Origin of the sequence: Pseudoalteromonas sp. 1CM17D (assembly GCF_023161805.1) — a bacterium.
Lineage (GTDB): Bacteria > Pseudomonadota > Gammaproteobacteria > Enterobacterales > Alteromonadaceae > Pseudoalteromonas > Pseudoalteromonas atlantica.
In genome coordinates this window covers 727,481-746,351 of the sequence record NZ_JALNTP010000001.1, presented here as the reverse complement: position 1 = coordinate 746,351, position 18,871 = coordinate 727,481, and the positions used below count along the sequence as shown (strand labels likewise).

General features: G+C 41.8%; 16 protein-coding genes. 14 read left to right on the top strand and 2 right to left on the bottom strand.

Features of this window, described 5'->3' with window-relative positions; translation table 11 throughout:
- Window positions 1–4: 4 nt before the first annotated feature.
- The 8 genes from fabF (at window position 5) to MSC25_RS03275 (ending at window position 8,002) form a co-directional block, all read left to right on the top strand.
- The gene (gene fabF / locus MSC25_RS03310; RefSeq protein WP_004587691.1) at window positions 5–1,243 is read left to right on the top strand and encodes a beta-ketoacyl-ACP synthase II; all 1,239 of its coding nucleotides are present in this window, start codon (window positions 5–7) and stop codon (window positions 1,241–1,243) included.
- A 73-nt stretch (window positions 1,244–1,316) separates the two neighbouring features.
- Entirely contained in the window at window positions 1,317–2,120 is an 804-nt protein-coding gene (gene pabC / locus MSC25_RS03305; RefSeq protein ID WP_096041885.1) for an aminodeoxychorismate lyase, read from the top strand.
- Window positions 2,114–3,100 (top strand): endolytic transglycosylase MltG, encoded by a 987-nt coding sequence (gene mltG / locus MSC25_RS03300; RefSeq protein ID WP_096041884.1) that lies wholly within the window; start codon window positions 2,114–2,116, stop codon window positions 3,098–3,100. The genes pabC and mltG overlap by 7 nt, the downstream gene beginning before the upstream one ends.
- Window positions 3,101–3,107: 7 nt before the next feature.
- A complete protein-coding gene (gene tmk, locus MSC25_RS03295; protein ID WP_004587694.1) occupies window positions 3,108–3,734 on the top strand; it encodes a dTMP kinase in 627 nt (208 codons plus the stop codon).
- Between the two features lies 1 nt (window position 3,735).
- Window positions 3,736–4,650: a DNA polymerase III subunit gene (locus MSC25_RS03290; protein ID WP_096041883.1), complete on the top strand. Its 915-nt coding sequence runs from the start codon at window positions 3,736–3,738 to the stop codon at window positions 4,648–4,650.
- An 11-nt stretch (window positions 4,651–4,661) separates the two neighbouring features.
- Complete coding sequence (locus MSC25_RS03285; protein WP_004587696.1) at window positions 4,662–4,988, top strand: PilZ domain-containing protein; 327 nt, start codon at window positions 4,662–4,664, stop codon at window positions 4,986–4,988.
- A 371-nt stretch (window positions 4,989–5,359) separates the two neighbouring features.
- Window positions 5,360–6,139, top strand: a complete 780-nt coding sequence (locus tag MSC25_RS03280; RefSeq protein WP_029773701.1) for a YchF/TatD family DNA exonuclease — start codon at window positions 5,360–5,362, stop codon at window positions 6,137–6,139.
- Between the two features lie 3 nt (window positions 6,140–6,142).
- Entirely contained in the window at window positions 6,143–8,002 is a 1,860-nt protein-coding gene (locus MSC25_RS03275) for an alkaline phosphatase D family protein (RefSeq protein WP_096041882.1), read from the top strand.
- A gap of 219 nt (window positions 8,003–8,221) precedes the next feature.
- Here MSC25_RS03275 and rsmF read toward each other — a convergent pair whose 3' ends face one another.
- Window positions 8,222–9,673, bottom strand: coding sequence for a 16S rRNA (cytosine(1407)-C(5))-methyltransferase RsmF (rsmF, locus tag MSC25_RS03270; RefSeq protein ID WP_096041881.1), 1,452 nt, complete (start codon window positions 9,671–9,673; stop codon window positions 8,222–8,224).
- 265 nt (window positions 9,674–9,938) lie between these two features.
- On the opposite strand from rsmF, the gene MSC25_RS03265 reads away from it, so the two are divergent.
- The 6 genes from MSC25_RS03265 (at window position 9,939) to MSC25_RS03240 (ending at window position 17,568) form a co-directional block, all read left to right on the top strand.
- Entirely contained in the window at window positions 9,939–10,625 is a 687-nt protein-coding gene (locus tag MSC25_RS03265) for a GntR family transcriptional regulator (RefSeq protein ID WP_096739737.1), read from the top strand.
- A gap of 253 nt (window positions 10,626–10,878) precedes the next feature.
- Entirely contained in the window at window positions 10,879–11,757 is an 879-nt protein-coding gene (gene prpB / locus MSC25_RS03260) for a methylisocitrate lyase (protein WP_055253209.1), read from the top strand.
- A 47-nt stretch (window positions 11,758–11,804) separates the two neighbouring features.
- On the top strand, window positions 11,805–12,932 hold the full coding sequence (gene prpC / locus MSC25_RS03255; RefSeq protein WP_096041879.1) for a 2-methylcitrate synthase: 1,128 nt from the start codon (window positions 11,805–11,807) through the stop codon (window positions 12,930–12,932).
- Window positions 12,933–13,048: 116 nt separating this feature from the next.
- On the top strand, window positions 13,049–15,658 hold the full coding sequence (acnD, locus tag MSC25_RS03250) for a Fe/S-dependent 2-methylisocitrate dehydratase AcnD (RefSeq protein ID WP_096041878.1): 2,610 nt from the start codon (window positions 13,049–13,051) through the stop codon (window positions 15,656–15,658).
- A 12-nt stretch (window positions 15,659–15,670) separates the two neighbouring features.
- Complete coding sequence (gene prpF, locus MSC25_RS03245) at window positions 15,671–16,837, top strand: 2-methylaconitate cis-trans isomerase PrpF (protein WP_096041877.1); 1,167 nt, start codon at window positions 15,671–15,673, stop codon at window positions 16,835–16,837.
- Window positions 16,838–17,115: 278 nt separating this feature from the next.
- Window positions 17,116–17,568, top strand: coding sequence for a DUF1311 domain-containing protein (locus MSC25_RS03240; RefSeq protein ID WP_096041876.1), 453 nt, complete (start codon window positions 17,116–17,118; stop codon window positions 17,566–17,568).
- Between the two features lie 54 nt (window positions 17,569–17,622).
- Here the strand turns inward: MSC25_RS03240 and glp are convergent, their stop codons facing one another.
- Window positions 17,623–18,837: a gephyrin-like molybdotransferase Glp gene (gene glp, locus MSC25_RS03235; protein ID WP_096041875.1), complete on the bottom strand. Its 1,215-nt coding sequence runs from the start codon at window positions 18,835–18,837 to the stop codon at window positions 17,623–17,625.
- Window positions 18,838–18,871: the final 34 nt, after the last annotated feature.

Below are 18,871 nucleotides of genomic sequence, written 5' to 3'. Positions count from 1 at the left end.
AACCGTGGCTAAACGTCGAGTCGTCGTAACTGGCTTAGGAATGTTGACGCCGCTAGGTAATGATGTGCAATCTACCTGGCAAGGCTTATTAGATGGTAAAAGTGGTATACAAAATATAACCCACTTTGATACATCAAAATTTGGTACTAAATTCGCTGGACTCATAAATGACTTTGATGCAACTGCATACATGTCGGCGAAAGATACTAAAAAAATGGACTTATTTATTCAGTACGGCATTGCAGCGGGTGTTCAAGCCTTTCAAGACTCAGGCCTTGAAGTTACTGAACAAAACGCAACACGTATTGGCGTTGCTGTAGGTTCAGGCATTGGTGGATTAACCCTAATTGAAGAAAACCACATAAAGCTGCTTAACAGTGGCCCACGTAAGCTTTCTCCTTTTTATGTGCCATCAACCATTATTAATATGATCTCGGGCCATTTATCAATGATGCATGGTTTACGTGGTCCTAATATTTCTATTGTGACGGCATGTACTACAGGCCTGCACAATATTGGCCATGCAGCGCGTATGATTGCTTACGGCGATGCCGATGCGATGGTTGCCGGTGGCGCAGAAAAAGCCTGTACACCTATTGGTATGGGTGGTTTTAATGCTGCACGTGCGCTTTCTACCCGTAACGACGACCCGCAAGCTGCGTCGCGTCCGTGGGACAAAGACCGCGATGGTTTTGTACTATCTGATGGTGCAGGTGTTGTTGTAGTAGAAGAGTATGAACACGCTAAAGCCCGTGGCGCTAAAATTTATGCTGAGCTTGTTGGCTTTGGTATGAGCGGTGATGCGTATCACATGACCTCGCCACCGGAAGATGGTGCAGGTGCGGCACTTGCTATGCAAAATGCATTAAACGATGCACAAGTAAATGCAGACCAAGTTGGTTACATTAACGCACACGGTACATCTACTAACGCAGGCGACAAAGCCGAAACGCAAGCTGTTAAAACTATTTTTGGCAGTGCAGCGCAAGATGTAATGGTAGGCTCGTCTAAATCGATGATGGGACACCTATTAGGTGCAGCGGGTTCTGTAGAGTCTATTATTTCTATTTTATCGCTGGCCGATCAAAAAGTATCGCCCACCATTAACCTAGATAACCCAGATGAAGGCTGTGACTTAGATTACATAGCCCACACTGCACGTGATGCAAAACTCGACTTTGCATTGTGTAACTCATTTGGTTTTGGTGGGACTAATGGCTCGTTGCTATTTAAAAAGGTATAATCCTTTTTAACAACGAACCACATTATAAGAGCTCAGTTGTTTAACTGGGCTTTTTTTATGCAAGCCATTCAATATGCAAACAATAATAACAACCGATGATACAAGTGCGATTAATACACGCGATAGAGGCCTTAACTACGGTGATGGTTTTTTTACCACAGCCAAAGTAATTGCTGGGCAGGTAGAGCATTGGCAGTACCATAAAGCACGTTTGGTAGAATGCGCAGAACGCTTAGCGTTTCCTGCAATTAACTTTACTGAGCTTGAGCAACATATTGCAAAGGCGATTACTGGCTGCCAATTAAATGTGCTTAAAATAGTGATCACCCGCGGAGAAGGTGGGCGAGGCTATGGGTTGCCGCAACACACCCATTTAACCATTTTAATTACCGTGTTAGGGTTTCCACAAAGCTACCCAGCATTATCTAAAACAGGGGTGAGTTTAGCCCTAAGCCCAATAAAATTAGCAGCCCAACCTTTATTAGCCGGTTTAAAAACACTTAACCGACTAGAACAAGTGCTGATTAAAAATGCCATGGCAAAACAGCAATGTGACGATGTTTTAGTACTCGATCATCAAAACAATGTGATTGAAGCCTCGGCAGCTAATATTTTTGCTATTCGTGATAATAAGGTATATACGCCAAGCCTTGAGCAATGCGGTATTAAAGGGGTTTATCTGCAATCGTTATGTGATAAATTAGCGGTTGAATTTAAGCAAGTAAGCCTAAATGAATTAACCCAAGCTAGTGCTGTATTTATTTGTAATAGCTTAATGGGCGCTGTGCCCGTTAGTCGTATAGAACAACATACATTTAATGTTGAGCAAAGCATGTGTTTATTAAATGAATTATTAGCCAAGGAGGCTAAGTGTTAAAAGTTATTTTATCGGTATTATTGTTAGCTTTAGTTACAACGCTAGTAGGGTATCAGCAATTACAAGCAACAATAACTAGCTCGCTAAATATAACAACGCCTACCCAGTTTGAAGTTAAAAAAGGCATGGGCTTTAACCAGCTATGTAAACAATGGCAAGCTAATAATTGGTTAAAAAGCTGCTGGCGCTATCAAGTAATTGCAAAGCTTGACCCAACACTAACCGACTTAAAAGCCGGCTTGTACGAGCTAACGAATACAAGCGTTATTAATAATATAAAAAAAATAAACAACGGTGAGCAAATCAGTTTTAGCTTTACTATTATTGAAGGGCAAAACTTACGCGAAGTGATAGCAGCCATTAGTAGTGCGCCACATTTAACTAATAACTTAAATACAGAGCAACTGGCGCAGCAAATAGTAGGTGAAAAAGGCCATTTAGAAGGGTGGCTATTTCCAGATACGTATCATTATCACAGCGGTGATACTGCCAGTAGTTTATTAAAACGTGCGGCCGTTAAAATGCAGCAAACACTTGAGCAAGCATGGCCACAACGTGCAGAAAACCTACCGTATAAAAACTCATACGAAGCACTAATCATGGCCTCTATTATCGAAAAAGAAACAGGCCTTGCCAGTGAGCGCCCGTTAATAGCCGCCGTTTTTATAAATAGATTAAACGCAAATATGCGCCTACAAACCGATCCCACCGTAATATATGGCCTAGGAGAGAGTTTTGACGGTGACATTAAACGAAAAGATTTACGCGATTACACACCCTATAATACGTATCGCATTAAAGGGCTGCCGCCAACACCCATTGCCATGCCCTCAAAAGCAGCTATTTTAGCAGCGCTTAATCCGCCTAAAACACAGTATGTTTATTTTGTGGCGAAGGGCGATGGCAGTCACCAATTTTCAACCACGTTAAAGCAACACAACGCGGCAGTTAAAACGTATATATTAAATAAAACGAATTAAACTTTATATGAAACCAAAATTTATTGTTATTGAAGGCCTTGAAGGCGCAGGTAAATCAACGGCTATTTCGTTATGCCAAGACTTTTTAAATAAAAAACAAATAGACTTTATTAACGTACGCGAGCCTGGTGGTACACCGCTTGCCGAGTCTTTACGTACTTTAGTAAAAGCCGAACATGAAGAAGACATAGCCTTTGAAACCGAACTACTTATTATGTACGCAGCTCGCTCGCAGCTTATGCATAATGTAATTAACCCGGCGCTTGATAAAGGGCAGTGGGTATTAGCAGATCGCCACGATTTATCATCTCAAGCGTATCAAGGTGGTGGGCGCGGCATTAGCGCTAATACGTTATCGTCTTTGTCGTCTATGGTATTAAAAGGGTTAAAACCTGATTTAACCATTTACCTAGATATAGACCCCGTAATAGGCCTTGAGCGTGCTAAAGGCCGTGGAGAGCTTGATAGAATTGAGCAAGAAGCCATTGAGTTTTTTCAGCGCACGCGCATGCGTTATGTTGAGCTGGCAAATGACGATAGCTCTATTAAAACCGTAGATGCCAACCAAAGTATTGATAAAGTACACCGCGATATAACCAATGTACTACGCACCTTTTTTGAAGGGTTAAAATAACATGGCATTGCCTTGGCTTAATAACGTAGAGCAACAGCTTGCGCAAAGTTATAAAGCGCAGCGTTTTCATCATGCGCAGTTGTTATGCGGGCCAAAAGGCGTTGGTAAGTTTGAGCTAAGCGAGCAATTAGCTAATAGCTTATTATGTCAAAATATTAATACCCACATGCAAAACGAAGGTAGCAAGTTAGCCCCGTGCGGCCAGTGTAAAAGTTGCGCATTAACACTTGCGGGTAACCACCCTGATAAACGGCTAACGCAAGTTGAAGGGCAAAGTATTGGTGTTGACGATATTCGTGCGATAAGCGATTTTATGAACCACTCTGCTGCACAAAATGGCAATAAAGTGGCTATTATTGAAAACTGCGAAAAAATGACCACGGCAGCAGCAAACGCGTTATTAAAAACCTTAGAAGAGCCCAGTAATAGCCGTTTTTTAATTTTAACCACAAGCCACACTGCGCAGTTACCTGCCACCATTTTAAGCCGCTGTGCCAAAACAGACATTAAAGTCGCAAACCCAGAAGCGGCTAAAACCTGGTTAGCCGATTTAAATATTAGTGACTATGTGTGGCTGCCTTTATTTTATACGCAACCACTTTTAATTAAACAGTGGCAAGCGCAAGAGCAGCTGCAACACATTGATACTCTATATAAATTTGCAACTGAGTTTAAACAAAGCCATAATTTTAGTCCGCTTGTAAATATTATAAACAAACAACCTGAGCTAATACGCATTTTTACATTATTTTTAAGCGAGCAATTAAAACAGCAGCTTATTATGGGTTTAAGTTTTGACGCCTACCAAAGTGCTCAGCAAGCGTTGAATGAATTTTTACAAAATAGCACAGAGGTACTCGGGCTTAATTTACCTCTAGCAGTGTCGCGTTTAGCGCATGCCCTGCGTAACATTTAATAGGAATACATATGCAAGAGCTTTTAGTTGATGTAGATAACCTTGACGAACTTTATCGCTGCTACATGCCTTATTTAAAAAAGGGCGGCCTATTTGTACGTACCAATATGCGTTACGAAATCGGCTACTCTTTAGCGCTTAGAGTGACTTTACCTGATGCGCTAGAAGATGACGTGGTAACGGGTAAAGTTGCGTGGATAACACCACAAGGCGCACAAAGCTCTAACCCACCAGGTATAGGCATTAGCTTTTTAGATGATAAAACAAATTTAAACGCTAAAATCGAAAAGCTATTAGGCACTATGTTAAACTCTGGTAATCCTACATATACCATGTAGTTTTAAACGCATTTGCTTAATAGTGATATGCATAAAGCAGCTGGTTAGCGAGCGCTTAGCTCTCGTTAACTTGCAATACTAACTTGCTTATTCCAACTCGTTTAATACCCATTCGCTTACTTAAGTGATTTACTTTAAGGCTGGAAAAACGTGTTGATAGCTAGGTAAAAAATTCGCTATTTAGTTATGCTCGACAATTGCTCCTGCATTGCTCTACCTTCTGCATCCATGCAGTCGTAAATGAGAGTTTTTTAGCGCAGGTAGCAACACGTTTAGCCCCGCAAAATGATTAGGTATTATTGCAAATTGGTACAACTAGGTATTTTTGCAGGTTAGTATAATTTAACACCCAAAACCATACAGGCCGTATAGTGATTGTAGATTCTCATTGCCATTTAGATCGTCTTGATTTTGACAAATTAGATTTAAACCTAGATCAAGTACTCGACAACGCCCGCGCAAAGCAAGTAGAGCACTTTTTATGTGTAAGTGTAACGCTTGATCAATTCCCAAGTATGCTTGAAAAAATTAAACATTACGACGATGTATCGGCATCGTGTGGCGTGCATCCGCTTGATCAAAAAGATGCCCTTAATAAACAGCAACTCATTGATTTAGCATCGCATGAAAAAGTAGTCGCGATTGGCGAAACAGGCCTAGATTACTATTATTCAAAAGACACGCACGCAGTACAACAAGCCAGTTTTGTTGGCCATATTGAAGTAGCAAACGAACTACAAAAGCCACTGATTATTCATACCCGTGATGCCAGAGCCGATACTATTAACTTAATGCGTGAGCACAAAGCAGAAAACTGCGGTGGCGTACTGCATTGTTTTACCGAAGATTGGGATATGGCCAAAAAAGCGATTGATATGGGGTTTTATATCTCTATTTCTGGCATTGTTACCTTTAAAAATGCCGTAGAGCTTAAAGAAGTTGTAAAACAAATCCCACTCGATAGGTTACTCATCGAAACAGACTCGCCTTATTTAGCACCTGTGCCGTACCGTGGAAAAACAAATCAGCCTGCGTATGTAGAAGATGTTGCCTACTATATTAGTGAGCTTAAAGGCATAAGCTTTAACGAGCTTGCAAAAGCAACGACTGATAACTTTTATTCACTTTTTAAATTAGCAGCGAAAGGCTAACACATGACTACTCAATCGGCGCAACTCCCACTTTTATTAATGGGGCCTATGGTGCGCCGAGCTGAGCAAAGTGGTATATGTATACAGTTTGCTACTTCACGCCCTGGCAATTGCCAAATCACACTTGAAAACCAACAAAGCTACAGCGAGCAGCAAAGCATTGCATTAGGTAAACACCTTTACCTGCATTTTATAATTATAAAACCTGTTGATAGCCAGTTTCCGCTCGACACATTATTAGCGTATACATTGCATATTAACGAGCAAAAAATTGACTTAACTCCTTGGTGCTTTGAAGGGCAAACGGCGCCTTCGTTTGCAATTGCCAATAAGCTTACGCATATTTTACATGGCTCGTGTCGCAACGCACATCACCCCGCAAAAGACAGCTTAGTATCAGCAAGTGAATGGCAAAATACCCAGCGCAGTAATAAACTGCAGGGCGCACAGCTTTTACTGCTTAGCGGAGACCAAGTTTACGCCGATGATGTAGCCGGCCCTATGCTACTGGCTATTCATCAACTAATAGATGCATTAGGACTTTATAAAGAGCAACCGCTTGAGCTCAATTTACCAGCAGATATAAATGAGCAGCTTTTTAACCGCCATCATTACTTACCAAAAACGCCATGGCAAAAACGTTCAAAATTGGGCGTTGGGTACTGGCTAAAAAAAGACGAGCCTCATTTTTCTAGCGTAAAAGCGCATAATCACTTAATTCACTTTGAAGAATTTATAGCTCTGTATTTACTTAACTTTAGTGCCGCCGCGTGGCAATGCGTTGATACTAAAAATTGCCATTACACACAAGGCAATAAAAAAAATAACACCATTTTTAACGCCGAAAAAAAGGCGTTAATTGACTACGCAAAAGGCTTAAATAGCGTAGAGCGTTTATTTGCTAATGTATCTACCTTGATGATGTTTGACGATCACGATGTTACCGATGATTGGAACCTAACAGCAGGGTGGGAGCAAGCTATAAATCAAAACCCAAGTAGTAAACGCATCATTAATAATGGGCTAATAAGCTATTGGCTATTTCAAGGGCTGGGCAACGACGCGCTACATAAAACCGGCGCGCTTATAAATGAGTTTAAACAAAGCCGTAGCGCCAACAATAGTTGGCAGTTTAAAGCCTTTGATAAGCCTCTGAATGAATTTAACTATTGGCATTATGAGCTTACCACCACACCTAAAGTAGTTGTGCTTGATACCCGTACACACCGCTGGCGTAACGAAAGTAACTTTAATGAACCCTCAGGCTTACTTGATTGGGAGCGCTTAACAGAGCTTGAAGAAAGCCTACTGAGCCACAGCAAAGTAATTATTGTATCGCCAGCGCCTGTGTTTGGCGTTAAATCAATAGAAGCAATACAGGCGGCGTTTAATATGTGCGGCCAGCCGCTTATGGTTGATGTAGAAAACTGGATGGCACACGAAGGCTCGGCCAAAAAACTGCTTGATACCTTTAGGCGTACAGACACACCCAATGAAACGCTTATTTTATCGGGTGATGTGCATTATTCTTTTTGTTTTTCGGTGCAAAAGCGTTTTGGCGATCACCCAAATAGAATATGGCAGCTCACCGCCAGCGGAATTAAAAACGAATTTCCGCGTAAGCTAATTAATGTACTCGATAAGCTAGACTCAATATTATACGGCCCCAAAAGCCCGCTTAACTTTTTCACCAAACGCTGGCACATGGAAGTAGATAAACACCAAACCAAAGGTGAAGGCCAAAAGTACCTAGTAAGCGACTCTGCCATTAGCTTAATTACACTGGAGCAAGGAGATTTAGCGCGTTATCAACTAATCCACGGCGATGGCCACACCACCGAGTTTGATTTAGAAGAGCAGTAAAACACCCAGAGCCATTGTATAAGCTCTGGGCTACAAATGGCTCTTAGTTGAGCCTTGCGCTAACTAAATACACTTTCGCAATTCTTAGGGAGAAGAAGAAAGTACCTGTAAGTGTAGTTAACTAATTTGCAAAACTCTAAATTTTGTTTGTTTATTAACCGCAAATGATAACAAAGACTTAATAATATTGTGCACAGGTTACCCTTTGTGTTGAGTGATTTATGCCCAGCTTATTAACTGGGTATTTTGCACAAGATCGCGAGGCAAAGAGTTTTTTATTTTATTTTTTTGCCATTTACCCAGCCCAATAGGGCAGCCACATAAGGTTAGTACTACTTCGCCGCTGGCTTTTGTAACGTCTTCTAGGCGTATATCTTTACCATTAAAGTAGTCGTTTGCTTGCTCGTTTGTTAAAGCATACATATTGCTTTTGCATTCATTACCAAACACGGTAGCAAACTCGTGAGTTAGCCTTACTCCGTTTTTATGAATAATACCTAGTTGAATACCTAAACGTGCGTATTTTATTTTGTTTTGAACGGCTTCAAACCCATCAGGAAATAACCACAGTTCTTTATCGCGCTGCATTAACTTACCTGGAAGCGCATTTAAGCCAAACTGTTTTTTAAGCTCGCTCATAAAAGAACTGGTTTGTTTTTTATCAAACTCGTTAAACGGAAACGCACCTTTTTTCACGCTTTGGGTTGGGTTATTGCAGCTTGCGAGTTTTTTAAACTTAGCGATAAAAAAGCCTTCACTGTCGAATGTTTGCGGCCACACATGTAAATAGCCCTCGGCGGTTGTGGCTTTTTCTGCCCCTTTAAATAAATCACTTAGCGATTGCGGCTCAATATAGTCGCCAAATTCATTCAGTAGATAGTCGCATACTTGTTGGTTTTCGAGCGGGGTAAGCGTACAGGTCGAATACACCAGTGTACCGCCTGGTTTTAATGCGTAAAAAGCGCTTTTAATTAAATCTTTTTGAACTTGAGCAATTTCTATATTTGATTCTATTGACCAGTTTTTAAGTGCGTCGGCATCTTTACGTACGGTACCTTCACCAGAGCAGGGTGCATCAAGCAAAATGCTATCAAAGCATTCAAACATATAATTACCAAATATGACGCCATCAAAATGCGAAAGCGCACAGTTACCAACGCCCATACGCTTAAGCGTAGCGCTAAGTACTTTTAAGCGTGATGACGAAAGCTCGTTGGCAACAAGTACGCCTTGGTTATTCATTATTGCGGCAAGTTGCGAAGTTTTAGAGCCAGGCGCTGATGCCATATCAAGCACATAGTTATCTTGTAAATCTGAGCTTTCAATACTTTGTTTTAGTGCCATAGGCGGCAGCATTGAGCTTGCCTCTTGTACGTACATGGCGCCGCTTAAATGTAAGTCGGTATTGCCTAATGCTAAGTTTTGTTCTTCATCGCTTGGACGTTCTAGCCAAAAACCCTCACTACACCAAGGTATGGGTGTAAGTTGCCAGTTTTTTTTCTCTGCACGGTGTTTAAATTCGGCAACGCTAATTTTTAATGTATTTACACGAATAGATTTTCTGAGAGGGCGACGGCACGCGTTTATAAAGTCGTCTAAATTGAGGTGCGCAGGTAAATAGGTTTTTACGTCGTCAATAAAATGCTCAGGAATAAAAGTGTTGGCGTTCACGCGTTGGCTCGTACATTAAAAAATAAAGCGCGATATTAGCACTTTTAACGCACTATTTCAGTGTTAAATAGCGGCTTTATAATTTATTGGTGTGTCGACACATTGTGTTTTTAGTTTAATTTTAAAGCAATTTTATACGACTTTAGATTAACAGTGTCGACAATGAGTGTGTTTTTTACTCATTTTTACCCTAGGTGGGGTTGACATGTTTTTTTATTAAGCACATAGTTAACCCATCAATTGTCGACAATTTAATTATAAAGCCATGACGCAACCTTTTTTAAACGATACACCTATTACTACAGCATCTGATCAAGTGTTTGTTGATATGCGCCGTGAAATAGTAGAGGGCAGCATACAGCAGGGCAGTAAAATATCGGAGCCTGAGCTTGCAAAGCGCTATGGTGTAAGCCGTGCAACGCTTAGAGAAGCACTTAATCGCCTAGAAAGCTGTTACTTAGTGGAGCGTAAAGCCAATGTAGGTTGCCGAGTAGTGGCGCTAACCGCAGAGCGTTTAATTGAAGTATACCAAGTACGCAGCTCGCTTGAAGGCTTAGCATGTAGGCTTGCTGCCGACAATATGGCAGCTGACGAAGTTCAAGGCTTAAAGCAATTACTTAACCAACATTTGCAAACGCAGCGTGTTAAAGAGGGTGAGTCGTACTATCAAGAAGCGGGCGATTTAGACTTTCACTATCGCATTATTAAAGGCAGTAAAAACGCCCATTTAATCCATTTGTTATGTAACGAGCTTTACCAATTAATACGTATGTACCGTGTACAAATGGGCATGGTAGGTCCGCGCGTATCAAAAGCGTTTGATGAGCACTTAGCTATTATTAACGCGATAGAAAACCACGATGGTGAACTTGCTGAAATGCTGATGAAACGACACATCAGTGCATCGCAAGCAAATATTCAAACCAAATTTGATGTATACCAATCAATATGAGTATTCGAACAATTTAACTGATTAAAACGCTCTATAACGTTGTTAAGAATTTTTTATTTAGAACCACTAACATAAAAATTATTGCCTAGTTACAGAACGATTTTCTTAGCGTTAAATAGACCTCATACACATACAGATTGGTATTTGTCATAAACAAAAACTTCTAAAAGCTAGTAACAGTTAAACAGTCACAATGTAAGATTAAAAATATAAGTTACTCCATGTAGCAACCGTTCAAAGTGAGGAGAAAATAATGTCAGCAGGATTAAAATTTAAACAGGCCATTGCGAATAACCGCCCATTACAAGTGGTGGGTACTATTAATGCATACACAGCCATGATGGCTGAAAAAATGGGCCACCAAGCTATTTATCTCTCAGGTGCTGGTGTTGCGAACGCCTCTTACGGTATGCCCGATTTAGGCATGACCAGCCTTGATAATGTACTTGAAGATATTCGCCGTATTACCGGTGCCAGCGATTTGCCACTACTGGTAGATGCCGATACAGGCTGGGGCGGGGCGTTTAATATTGCGCGTACCGTTAAAGAAATGACCAAAGCAGGCGCAGCGGGTTTTCATATTGAAGACCAAGTGGCACAAAAGCGTTGCGGTCATCGCCCTAATAAAGAAATTGTAAGCCAAGGTGAAATGGTTGACCGCATTAAAGCCGCAGTTGATGCAAAAACCGATAGTGATTTTTACATTATGGCGCGTACCGATGCGTTTCAAAAAGAGGGTTTAAGCGCGGCGATTGACCGTGCAGCTGCGTGTGTTGAAGCGGGCGCAGACGCTATTTTTGCAGAAGCCGTGCACGACCTTGCCGACTACCAAGCATTTGCAAAAGCGATCAATGTACCAATTTTAGCTAATATTACAGAGTTTGGCCAAACGCCTATTTACACCAAAGAGCAGTTAAGTGAAGTAGGTGTAGAGATGGTGCTTTATCCACTTAGTGCTTTTAGAGCAATGAATAAAGCTGCGCTTAATGTGTACTCTGCCATTTTAAATGAAGGCTCGCAGCAAAGCGAAATTGAGAACATGCAAACACGCGCCGAGCTTTACGAATTTTTAGATTACCACACATACGAAAACACACTCGATAACCTTTTTTCATCAAAATCTGACAAATAATAACTATTAAAATAGATAACACACACAAATTTAGATAGGAGAAGATCATGGTAGATAAAGCATTAGGCGGAGCAGGCTTACGCGGCCAAGTAGCAGGGCAAACAGCATTATGTACAGTAGGACAAACAGGCTCAGGTTTAACGTATTGTGGGTACGATATTAGCGAACTTGCCGAAAAAGCACAGTTTGAAGAAGTGTCTTTTTTACTTTCACGCGGCGAGCTACCAACAGCAAATGAACTAGCCAAGTATAAAGCTAAATTAAAAAGCTTACGCGGCCTGCCAGATGCACTAAAAACCGTGCTTGAAAATATTCCTAAAGACGCGCATCCAATGGATGTTATGCGTACCGGTTGCTCAATGCTGGGTAACCTAGAAATGGAACTTGATTTTAGCCAAGCAAACGATGCGATTGACCGTATGGTTGCAGTGTTTCCAAGTATTATTTGTTACTGGTACCGCTTTACTCACGATGGCGTACGCATTGAAACACAAACTGATGACGACTCAGTGGGCGCGCATTTTTTAACCCTATTACACGACAAAGCACCGAGCGAGCTTTTTGCGCAAGTAATGAATGTGTCGCTAATTTTATACGCAGAGCATGAATTTAATGCCTCTACATTTACTGGGCGCGTGTGTGCATCAACGCTTTCTGATATTCATTCTTGTGTAACGGGCGCTATTGGTACGCTACGTGGGCCACTGCATGGTGGTGCAAACGAAGCCGCTATGGATATGATTCAGGGTTTTACAAGTGCAGAGCACGCCGAGCAAGAAATTATGGGTATGCTAGAGCGCAAAGATAAAATAATGGGCTTTGGACACGCTATTTACCGTGAGTCAGACCCACGTAACGTTATTATTAAAAAGTTTTCTGAAAAACTAGCTAAAGAGGTGGGCGATGATGTGCTTTACCCTGTGTCGGTTAGGTGTGAAGAAGTTATGTGGCGCGAGAAAAAACTGTTTTGTAATGCTGATTTTTTCCATGCTTCGGCGTATCACTTTATGGGGATCCCAACTAAGTTATTTACGCCAATATTTGTGATGAGCCGTGTTACCGGCTGGACGGCACATGTTAAAGAGCAGCGCGCTAATAACCGTATTATTCGCCCAAGTGCAGATTACACAGGGCCAGAGGCACGTAGCTACACGCCAATTGAATCAAGAGGCTAATTAGTTACACATAATACCAATCCGTAATAATATTTAATTATGCGGATTGGTATAGGGTGAGCAATACGCTCACCTCTTGCCTTTTATCTCCCGTCACCTATTAGCGAACAGATATTATGACCATAATTAATAACACCCAATACCGAAAACCATTGCCCGGCTCAAATGTGGATTACTACGATACGCAAGAAGCCGTTGATGCAATAAAGCCTGGTGCTTATGCCACATTGCCTTACACATCACGCGTACTTGCCGAAAACTTAGTGCGCCGCTGTGAGCCTGATATGCTAACCGATGCGCTTAATCAGCTTATTGAGCGTAAGCAAGATTTAGACTTTCCGTGGTATCCGGCGCGCGTAGTGTGCCACGATATTTTAGGCCAAACTGCTTTAGTTGATTTAGCTGGCCTGCGCGACGCCATTGCCGCAAAAGGTGGTGATCCAGCAAAAGTAAACCCGGTTGTGCCTACCCAGCTAATTGTTGATCACTCATTAGCGGTTGAGCACGCAGGCTTTGACCCTGAAGCATTTGAAAAAAACCGTGCAATAGAAGATAGACGCAACGACGACCGTTTTCATTTTATAAACTGGACTAAAACCGCCTTTAAAAATATTGATGTTATTCCGCCTGGTAACGGCATTATGCATCAAATTAACCTTGAAAAAATGTCGCCTGTTATTCAAAACCGCGATGGCATTGCATTCCCCGATACCTTAGTTGGTACCGACAGCCACACCCCGCATGTGGATGCACTTGGCGTAATTGCTGTAGGTGTTGGTGGGCTTGAAGCCGAAAGCGTAATGCTTGGCCGTGCCTCGTACATGCGCCTGCCTGATATAGTAGGAGTTGAGCTTACTGGCACTCGTCAGCCTGGCATTACTGCAACCGACATAGTGCTGGCCATTACCGAATTTTTACGCGCTCAGCGTGTTGTATCGACCTATTTAGAATTTTACGGCGAAGGCGCCAATGCACTCACCCTTGGCGACAGAGCAACTATTTCAAACATGACACCAGAATTTGGTGCCACTGCAGCCATGTTTTATATAGACGATAAAACAATCGATTATTTACGTTTAACAGGGCGTGATGAAGAGCAAATAGCACTTGTAGAAAACTACGCTAAAACGGCTGGCCTTTGGAGCGATAGTTTAAAAACCGCAAAATATGAGCGCGTGCTTAAATTTGATTTATCGAGCGTTGGACGCAATATTGCTGGGCCTTCAAACCCACATCGTCGTGTATCCACCAGCGATTTAGCCAAAGAAGGTATATCTGGTGTTGTTGAAAACGAAGAAGGCTTAATGCCAGATGGCGCGTGTATTATTGCTGCTATTACCAGTTGTACTAACACCAGTAATCCGCGCAACGTAATTGCTGCCGGCTTACTTGCGCGTAATGCAAATGCCAAAGGGTTAATGCGTAAACCGTGGGTTAAAACGTCATTAGCACCGGGTTCAAAAGCGGTGCAATCATACCTAGAAGAAGCAAAATTACTCCCTGAACTTGAAAAACTTGGCTTTGGTATTGTGGGCTTTGCCTGTACTACCTGTAACGGCATGAGCGGCGCGCTTGACCCTGTAATTCAACAAGAAGTGATAGATCGCGACTTATACGCAACAGCGGTGCTTTCGGGCAACCGTAACTTTGATGGGCGTATACATCCGTATGCTAAGCAAGCGTTTTTAGCGTCACCGCCATTAGTGGTGGCTTACGCTATTGCCGGTACTATTCGATTTGATATTGAAAAAGGTGTACTAGGGAAAGATCAAAATGATAACGACATAACGCTAAAAGACTTATGGCCAAGTGATGAAGAAATAGATGAAGTAATAAAACAAAGCGTAAAGCCAGAGCAATTTAAAAAAGTGTACGAACCTATGTTTGATTTAACCGTAGATTACGGTGAAGACAACGACCCGCTATACAATTGGCGCGAGCAAAGTACCTATATTCGCCGCCCGCCATACTGGGAAGGCGCCCTTGCAGGTGAGCGCACCATGACCGGCATGCGCGCCCTTGCTGTACTTGGCGATAACATTACAACGGATCATTTATCGCCTTCAAACGCTATTATGGCAAGCAGTGCCGCGGGTGAATACTTAACTAAAATGAATGTTCCTGAAGAGGATTTTAACTCGTACGCAACGCACCGAGGCGATCACTTAACAGCGCAGCGCGCTACATTTGCAAACCCTAAATTGTTAAACGAAATGGTGCGTGATGAAAACGGCGAAGTTAAACAAGGTTCATACGCACGATTAGAGCCACAAGGTACCAATACCCGTATGTGGGAAGCAATCGAAGCTTATATGCAGCGTAAACAACCACTCATTATTGTAGCCGGTGCCGATTATGGGCAAGGCTCATCGCGTGATTGGGCTGCAAAAGGGGTAAGGCTTGCAGGCGTTGAGGTTATAGCTGCAGAGGGCTTTGAGCGTATTCACCGTACTAACTTAATTGGCATGGGTGTATTACCGCTTGAGTTTAAACCAGGCACTACCCGCAAAACGCTTAACATTGATGGCAGCGAAAGCTTTGATGTAAAAGGCGAGCCAACACCAGGTGCAACGCTTGATTTAGTGATTACACGTAAAAACGGTGAGGTACTAACAGTACCTATGAAATGCAGATTGGATACCCAAGAAGAACTTTCTATTTATGCCGCTGGTGGTGTATTACAGCGCTTTGCGCAAGACTTTTTAGAAGCTACGCAATCAGCATAAGGGGCGTGCATTATGTTTAAACCACAAATTAAAGTGCCAGCAACTTATATGCGCGGCGGCACCAGTAAAGGTGTATTTTTTAAGTTAACCGACTTACCCAAGCCTGCCCAAGTGGCAGGTGAGGCGCGCGACAATTTACTGTTACGCATAATTGGTAGCCCCGACCCATATGGCAAACAAACCGATGGCATGGGCGGTGCAACATCAAGTACTAGTAAAACGGTTATTTTAAGTAAAAGCGAGCAACCTAACCACGATGTGGATTATTTATTTGGCCAAGTGGCAATAGATAAACCTTTTATAGATTGGAGCGGCAATTGCGGTAATTTAACCAGCGCAGTAGGTGCGTTTGCTATAACGAACGGCTTAGTTGATAAAAGCACAGTACCCGATAACGGTGTAGCCGTGGTGCGTGTATGGCAGGCTAATATTAAAAAAAGCATTTTAGTTCATGTGCCTATCACCAATGGCGAAGTGCAAGAAACTGGCGATTTTGAACTTGATGGCGTGACCTTTGCTGCTGCCGAGGTAAAGCTAGAGTTTTTAAGCCCCGCCGATGGTGAAGGGGCGTTATTCCCTACAGGCAATGTAGTAGATGACTTAGAAGTACCAGGTGTTGGTACTTTAAAAGCCACCATGATAAACGCGGGTATTCCTACTGTATTTATTAATGCTGCGGAGATTGGCTATAGTGGCACTGAGCTGCAAAGCGATATTAATAACGATACTGACGCACTTAAAAAGCTTGAAACTATTCGTGCCTATGGCGCAGTCAAAATGGGGTTAATAGCTAATATTAACGAGGCGCAAACACGCCAACATACACCTAAAGTAGCCTTTGTGGCAGCGCCATTAGATTATAACGCGTCAAGTGGTAAGTTTATTGAAGCTACAACAATTGATTTATTAGTACGTGCTATGTCTATGGGCAAGCTTCATCACGCTATGATGGGCACAGCCGCAGTAGCTATTGGCGCAGCCGCTGCAATTGAAGGTACGCTTGTTAATGTGGCCGCAGGTGGCGGGACATTAAACGAAGTTAACTTTGGCCACCCCTCTGGCACGCTAAAGGTAGGCGCAGAAGCTAAAAAAATAGCTGGAGATTGGCAAGTTACCAAAGCAAGTATGAGCCGCAGTGCTCGTGTGCTTATGGAGGGCGTTGTAAGAGTACCTCAATAGTATTTAACAAAATTAACCTGAATTCTGGATAATAAACCTATCTCTATCAGCCATTTTAAGCGCTAACTGCGTTGGATTTACTTAAAATTTCTGGTTAGAGAAAATAAATTTAAATATCACCATGATTCAATATGTTAGTAAATATCTTAGCCAGAGTTCAAATTAATTAGCAAAGCTAAAACATAATGTTTTTAATCTATTTATTATTTTTGTAAAATATGAATAAGCTCTTATTTTTAATTTAAGGACTTAGTTTCAAAAAAATAAAGGGATTTAAAATGAATAAAATGGTTATTGGGTTAGCTTTTACAGTTTCATCGTTTGGTGCACTTGGAGAAAGCGCAGATGGCTGGCCAGAAGGCGGTGCAATGCACACAGGCAATATTTATAATTTAGAGGGCAACAGATACAAAATTAAAATCAGTAAAATGATGAATGAAATCTACCCGCAACTAAATGACGACTACCAAGTAGATGCAGTTAAAGCGCAAATAAAAGCATGGGAGCACTATATAGATGCAACATGTAATGTTGTTGGCATAGCAACTGGTGCCGGTGGGAGTTGGCCTTCAACGTATAGCGTAAAATGCGAGCGAAGCCTCAGTTATGATAGATACTTTGCGACTAAAAATGCGCTAAAGTGTGTTAAAAAACTTAGCGAAGCAGATTTTGTAGGACGTAGCGAAAAGCTAAATTGTTTAATTCAAACACTCAATATTAAAATATTTTAAGAGTAACAGCAGTGCTACAGCTATATTATAAAGTTAGCTGTAGCATTTTTAGCTTTACAAAAACTCTATTTCTACGGTTTCGTCTTTTGAAATATTGCCACTTTCGGCGGGCACCACAATAAGGCAGTTAGCGTGGCTAAGCGATGAGAGTACCCCTGAACCTTGCTTATTTATAGGCGTTACCAGTAGGTTATTGTTTTCGTCGGTACTGGCAATACCGCGTTGAAAGTCGGTACGGCCGGGGCGCTTTTTAATCAGCGCTGTGGTGGTTGCTTTTAAACGTAACTTAGCAGTATGTTCATTTCCTGAAAGCTTTGTAAGGGCTGGCTTTACAAGTCGCTCAAGCGTAACGGCTGCCGATACGGGGTTACCTGGTAAACCAAAAAAGTAGCTGTTAGGTAATTTACCAAAAGCAAAGGGTTTGCCCGGTTTCATGGCGATTTTCCAAAAGTGTATATCGCCAATTTCATTTAATACTTCTTTAGTAAAATCGGCTTCGCCAACCGATACACCACCAGAGCTTATTACGGCATCGGCTTGCTCGTTTGCTTTTAAAAACGTATTTTTAATGAGCGTTTTATCATCGGGAATTATCCCAAAATCAATCACTTCTATATTGTTATCATTAAGCTCGCTTAATATAACAGCGCGATTACTTTCATAAATAGCACCTGCAGGTAGGGCATTGCCAGGCTCTATAAGTTCATCCCCTGTAGAAAAAACCGCGACCTTTAGTGTTTCATATACACTTACTTGGTTAATACCAATAGAGGCAAGTAAGCCTACATCGACTGCTTTTAGTTTTCTGCCCGCTTTAAAAACAACACTATTTTTTGCAATGTCTTCACCTGCAAAGCGCACATTATTATTGAGCTCAATATGACCTGTAGATGTTATTTTGTCGTTATCTACGCTGGCGTTTTCTTGCATAACTACCGCATTAGCGCCAGGGGGCAGGGCAGCGCCGGTCATAATTCTAACGCATTGCCCAGGTGTTAAGATGTTTTTAAAGGTTTGCCCAGCAAATACACTGCCTACTTGCTGATAAGTTGTTAGCCCTTCGCTTAGGCAAAGTGCATAGCCATCCATTGCCGAATTATCGTGAGCAGGCACATTTATATTGGATTTGATATCGTTTGCTAAAACACGGCCAACACTGTGCATTATTGAAATGGTTTCTGCGGCTTTATCAAAGTTAATAGCGCTTAGCATGTTACTAATTGCGGTTTCTACTGGTAATAAACCAGGTGCATTGCATACATCGTTCATATATATTGTTTTTTATAATGTGTCTGATTTTTAA